The sequence below is a fragment of the Streptomyces sp. NPDC057939 genome (assembly GCF_042887545.1).
Lineage (GTDB): Bacteria > Actinomycetota > Actinomycetes > Streptomycetales > Streptomycetaceae > Streptomyces.
The window spans coordinates 1,957-3,813 of sequence record NZ_JBHVPG010000004.1 but is presented as its reverse complement, the minus strand read 5'-3'; the positions used below and the strand labels follow the sequence as shown (position 1 = coordinate 3,813).

The following is a 1,857-nucleotide window of genomic DNA, read 5'->3' as shown; positions in this document are numbered from 1 at the left end:
GGATTCGATATTGGGCGTTTCAAAGCGGGTACCGGAATATCAACCGGTTGTCCATCGACTACGCCTGTCGGCCTCGCCTTAGGTCCCGACTTACCCTGGGCAGATCAGCTTGACCCAGGAACCCTTAGTCAATCGGCGCACACGTTTCTCACGTGTGTATCGCTACTCATGCCTGCATTCTCACTCGTGAACCGTCCACAACTAGCTTCCGCTGCTGCTTCACCCGGCACACGACGCTCCCCTACCCATCACAGCGGGCGTTGGCCCTATTGCTGCAATGACACGACTTCGGCGGTACGCTTGAGCCCCGCTACATTGTCGGCGCGGAATCACTTGACCAGTGAGCTATTACGCACTCTTTCAAGGGTGGCTGCTTCTAAGCCAACCTCCTGGTTGTCTCTGCGACTCCACATCCTTTCCCACTTAGCGTACGCTTGGGGGCCTTAGTCGATGCTCTGGGCTGTTTCCCTCTCGACCATGGAGCTTATCCCCCACAGTCTCACTGCCACGCTCTCACTTACCGGCATTCGGAGTTTGGCTAAGGTCAGTAACCCGGTAGGGCCCATCGCCTATCCAGTGCTCTACCTCCGGCAAGAAACACGTGACGCTGCACCTAAATGCATTTCGGGGAGAACCAGCTATCACGGAGTTTGATTGGCCTTTCACCCCTAACCACAGGTCATCCCCCAGGTTTTCAACCCTGGTGGGTTCGGTCCTCCACGAAGTCTTACCTCCGCTTCAACCTGCCCATGGCTAGATCACTCCGCTTCGGGTCTAGAGCGTGCAACTCAATCGCCCTATTCGGACTCGCTTTCGCTACGGCTTCCCCACACGGGTTAACCTCGCTACACACCGCTAACTCGCAGGCTCATTCTTCAAAAGGCACGCAGTCACGACTGCATGTGCAAGCACATACAGCGACGCTCCCACGGCTTGTAGGCACACGGTTTCAGGTACTATTTCACTCCGCTCCCGCGGTACTTTTCACCATTCCCTCACGGTACTATCCGCTATCGGTCACCAGGGAATATTTAGGCTTAGCGGGTGGTCCCGCCAGATTCACACGGGATTTCTCGGGCCCCGTGCTACTTGGGAGATTCTTAAGCAAGCCGCTGATGTTTCGTCTACGGGGGTCTTACCCTCTACGCCGGACCTTTCGCATGTCCTTCGACTACATCAACGGTTTCTGACTCGCCGACCGGCCGGCAGACCGATCAAAAGAATTCCCACAACCCCGCATGCGCAACCCCTGCCGGGTATCACACGCATACGGTTTGGCCTCATCCGGTTTCGCTCGCCACTACTCCCGGAATCACGGTTGTTTTCTCTTCCTGAGGGTACTGAGATGTTTCACTTCCCCTCGTTCCCTCCACACTGCCTATGTGTTCAGCAGTGGGTGACAGCCCATGACGACTGCCGGGTTTCCCCATTCGGACACCCCCGGATCAAAGCTCAGTTGGCAGCTCCCCGGGGCCTATCGCGGCCTCTCACGTCCTTCATCGGTTCCTGGTGCCAAGGCATCCACCGTGTGCCCTTAAAAACTTGGCCACAGATGCTCGCGTCCACTGTGTAGTTCTCAAGCAACGACCAGCCACCCATCACCCCACCAGACAAGCTGGCGAGTTCACTGGGGCCGGCATCGCGAAGATAAGACCTTACGGCCGTACCCTCAGATACCCAACAACGTGCCAGGCACCAGACCTCGTCCGAACCCTCTTTCCACGCCGAAGCAGTACTTGAGAATCATCAGATCGTCTGGCGCCAAATAATCAACGTTCCACCCATGAGCTGACCGTGCAGAACATTTGCCTGCAATCGGTACTGTGCTCCTTAGAAAGGAGGTGATCCAGCCGCACC

1 other annotated feature (only partly in view) is annotated in these 1,857 nt (G+C 56.7%).

Annotated elements, in window-relative coordinates:
• Positions 1-1,548 (bottom strand) — a sequence feature (mutual gap in cmsearch alignment for this rRNA model is longer than 100); it reaches 1,496 nt to the left of the window's first position.
• Positions 1,549-1,857 lie beyond the last annotated feature (309 nt).